This is a genomic window from Prosthecobacter sp., assembly GCF_049294395.1.
Classification (GTDB): domain Bacteria; phylum Verrucomicrobiota; class Verrucomicrobiia; order Verrucomicrobiales; family Verrucomicrobiaceae; genus Prosthecobacter.
In genome coordinates this window covers 1-3,386 of record NZ_JBAQCR010000144.1, presented here as the reverse complement: position 1 = coordinate 3,386, position 3,386 = coordinate 1, and the positions used below count along the sequence as shown (strand labels likewise).

Below are 3,386 nucleotides of genomic sequence, written 5' to 3'. Positions count from 1 at the left end.
GTCCCGCAAGACCTCGCGCAGTGAGTCAAGGGTGTCTGGCGGCAGCTTGGACTGAATCTGATACCCGGGAAAATGATACAGGGAGGGCACCAGCGTGAACTGTGCATCCACTTTGGCAGCGCCGGTGACCGGCCGCAGCAACGCCAGCCACACACTCTCAAGCTGCCGCGTGGCCATCCCGGTCAAATGCGGGATGCCATCGCTCTTGATGTCGAAGGTGCGCGGCGGAGGCAGGGAGAAAAAACTGTTCACAAAGGCCGTGAGCAGTTGCGGTTTGGCAAAGGCGGCGGGCAGCACATGCGGGCTGGCCTGGAGTGCGGTGGGGTCCACCACCCGCGCGCCCGCCACTTCCGCGAGCGCAGCCACCAGTTCCTCCTTCAATGCGGTGTCTGGCAGCAGTCCGCTGAGCACGATGGCATCGCCTTTGGCTCTGATGTGCAGCTCCGCAGGCACACGCAGGGTGTCGATGATCGGCTTGAGCAGCGGGCTGCTGGCCGTGAACGGCGGCCGCAGGCCCTCCGGCCAGTTCACTTCGGGGGAGGTGTGCAGATCATCGGCATTGATGACAAGATCGGGGCGCAGATCGGCAAGGAGGCGGCGCACATTGCCCGTTTCGTCCCCTTCAGGAAACCAGCCGCTGAGGCGGAGGGTGCCCTGGTCCAATCTGGCGCTGAGACTGGCCTTCACGTGAATATTCTCCGCACCGGGCTTCAAACGCAGCGGCACGAGTCTGCGGATGGCCACCAGCGCCTGCTCACGGGCGGTCGGGTCCGGTGCCTCGCCGCTGACAGCAATGTCGAAAAAGCGCACGTCCACAACGGGATCCCGCACCCCGGCGGCCTTCAGGCGCGCCACGGCCTCCTGGGTGAGCGGGGGGAGATTGTCACGGCAAAACAGCCATGCATGCACCCCCGTCGCCACGGGAAGGAGGATGAGCATGAAAAAGCAAAGACTGAGACGCATGAAAGAGTGTGCGGAGTGGCAATTGACACAACGGAGGTGGAACCGATAATCCGCGTCCCCGCTGGCTGCTGTACCGTTAAAGTCCGCCGCCTGCGAGGCAAGGACTAACTATTACACCTTATCTAACCAAATACACGCTCATGTCAGTCGTCATCGCCGGAACCGTCGCCCTCGACAATGTCAAAACCCCGCAGGATTCGCAGGAAAACCTGCTCGGAGGTTCCGCCAGCTACGCGGCCCTGGCCGCCAGCATCTTCTGCCAGCCGATCCATCTGGTGGGTGTGATTGGTCATGATTTCCCCAAACCGCATCTCGACATGCTGGCCTCCCACGGCATCACGCTGGAAGGCCTGGAGCGCAGCGACGGTGAATCCTTCACCTGGACCGGCGAATACCACGAGGACATGAACAGCCGCACCACGCACAAGGTGGGCCTCAACGTGCTGGAGCAGTGGCAGCCCAATCTGCCCGCCGCCGCCAAAGCCGCCAAGGTGGCCGTGGCCGCAAACATGAGCCCTGACAACCAGATGCAGATGCTGGACCAGATTCAGGCCGACTTCGTCACCGCCGACACAATGGACCTGTGGATCAGCATCGCCAATGAGCGCCTGCATGAAGTGCTCAAGCGCATCGACCTCCTCGTCATCAATGACGGCGAGGCCAAGGAATTCGCCGGCACCACCAACCTCGTGGAAGCGGGGCGCAAGCTGCAGGCCAAGGGCCCGCGCTTCGTCATCGTCAAGCGCGGCGAGCACGGCAGCTTCCTCTTTGGAGAGAAGCCGGAGGAATTCTTCGCCTGCTCCGCCTACCCCCTCCACAGCGTTTTTGACCCGACCGGCGCCGGTGACTCCTTCCTCGGTGGTTTGTCCGGCTGGCTCGCCGCCAACGGCAAGACCAAGCCGACCTTCGAAGACCTGAAGACCGCCGTCGTCCACGGCAGCGTCACCGCCAGCTACACCTGCGAAGCCTTCAGTACGCACAAGCTGCAGACGGTCACGAAGGCTGACATCGCCTCACGCATTGCCGAACTGCGCACCTTCACGAGCTTCGCCTGAGGCTGAGTTGACGATTGTTTGCCCAACCATCGTCAACAACCGTAAACCACCGTCAACTCCCCCTCCCTTCCCCATGTGGACTTCGATCAAAACTTTCAAAGACATCAAGCTGGAGAAAACCAGTGATGGCATCGCCAAGATCACCATCAACCGTCCGAAGGTGCGCAATGCCTTCCGGCCGCTGACAGTGAAGGAGATGCTGGAAGCGTTCGAAATCGTGCATGAGGACCGGAGCGTGGGCGTGATCATCCTTTGCGGCGAAGGCCCCCTGGCCTTCTGCTCCGGTGGCGACCAAAAGGTGCGTGGGGATGCCGGCTACATCGGCGACGACGGCGTGCCGCGGCTGAACATTCTCGATGTGCAGCGGAAAATCCGCACCCTGCCCAAGCCCGTGGTGGCCATGGTGGCCGGTTACGCCATCGGGGGCGGCCATGTGCTCCACATCGTTTGTGACCTGACCATCGCCGCAGACAATGCGCGTTTTGGCCAGACAGGCCCGAAAGTCGGCAGCTTTGACGGCGGCCTCGGCTCCAGCTACCTCGCCCGCATTGTCGGCCAGAAGAAGGCGCGTGAAATCTGGTATCTCTGCCGCCAGTACGACGCCAAACAGGCCCTGGAAATGGGACTGGTGAACACGGTCGTCCCGCTGGACCAGCTGGAAGAAGAGACGCTCAAATGGTGCCGTGAGATGCTCCAGCACTCACCGCTGGCCCTGCGCTGCCTCAAATCCGCCCTGAATGCGGACTGCGACGGCCAGATGGGCTTGCTGGACCTCGCCGGAAACGCCACGCTGCTCTACTACATGAGCGAAGAAGCGAAAGAGGGCAAAAACGCCTATGTGGAGAAGCGGAAGCCTGATTTTTCCAAATTTCCGCGTGTTCCTTGAAAGTTAGGGAAAGATTCGAACTTAAAAGTCAAGGCTGCCTTTGTGGTTGCCACATCTGGTGGAGTTTGTATGATCGCCTTCCGTTCGTTGACACACTCTCCCCGACATGGCCAAACGTACCACTACCAAACCAGCAGCCCCCGCCGCCCCTTCGTCCTCAGCCTACGACCTCAAACAGATCCGCGAAATCGTCGGACTCATGGCTGAGAACAACCTGACCTATTTCCACAGCGAGCAAAAAGGCGCCAAACTTGAACTCCGCCGTGGTTCTGATCTGGAGGCCGTCAAAGAACTGCTCCAGAGCATGCCTGTTTCCTCCGGTTCACACGTCTCCTATGCCTCCGCCCCGGCACCAGCTGCTGCTCCCGCTCCAGCCGCTGCCGCCTCCAGCTCACCGGCTCCAGCCGCCGCTTCCGAAGCCATGGGACCGACCATCAACTCCCCGATGGTGGGCACCTTCTACCGCAGCGCCGCTCCGGGAG

At 61.5% G+C, this 3,386-nt stretch carries 3 protein-coding genes and 1 pseudogene; 3 read left to right on the top strand and 1 reads right to left on the bottom strand.

All coding sequences use genetic code 11. The features are described from left to right. On the bottom strand, positions 1 to 939 hold a 939-nt coding region (locus WAW39_RS09445; RefSeq protein ID WP_422318113.1), incomplete at its 3' end, for a hypothetical protein. Positions 940 to 1,103: 164 nt separating this feature from the next. Between WAW39_RS09445 and WAW39_RS09440 the strand changes: the two genes are divergently transcribed. The 3 genes and pseudogenes from WAW39_RS09440 to WAW39_RS09430 form a co-directional block, all read left to right on the top strand. Next, positions 1,104 to 2,018 carry a PfkB family carbohydrate kinase gene (locus tag WAW39_RS09440; protein WP_422318111.1) on the top strand — a complete coding sequence of 305 codons (915 nt, stop codon included), beginning with the start codon at positions 1,104 to 1,106 and terminating at the stop codon, positions 2,016 to 2,018. A 73-nt stretch (positions 2,019 to 2,091) separates the two neighbouring features. Continuing rightward, complete coding sequence (gene menB, locus WAW39_RS09435) at positions 2,092 to 2,904, top strand: 1,4-dihydroxy-2-naphthoyl-CoA synthase (RefSeq protein ID WP_422318109.1); 813 nt, start codon at positions 2,092 to 2,094, stop codon at positions 2,902 to 2,904. A 106-nt stretch (positions 2,905 to 3,010) separates the two neighbouring features. Continuing rightward, positions 3,011 to 3,386, top strand: a pseudogene (locus tag WAW39_RS09430) (hypothetical protein); the annotation flags it as partial.

Bases quoted from the DNA above. Each gene is read 5' to 3' on its own strand.
- WAW39_RS09440 (WP_422318111.1), top strand. From the start codon at position 1,104: ATGTCAGTCGTCATCGCCGGAACCGTCGCCCTCGACAATGTCAAAACC.
- menB (WP_422318109.1), top strand. From the start codon at position 2,092: ATGTGGACTTCGATCAAAACTTTCAAAGACATCAAGCTGGAGAAAACC.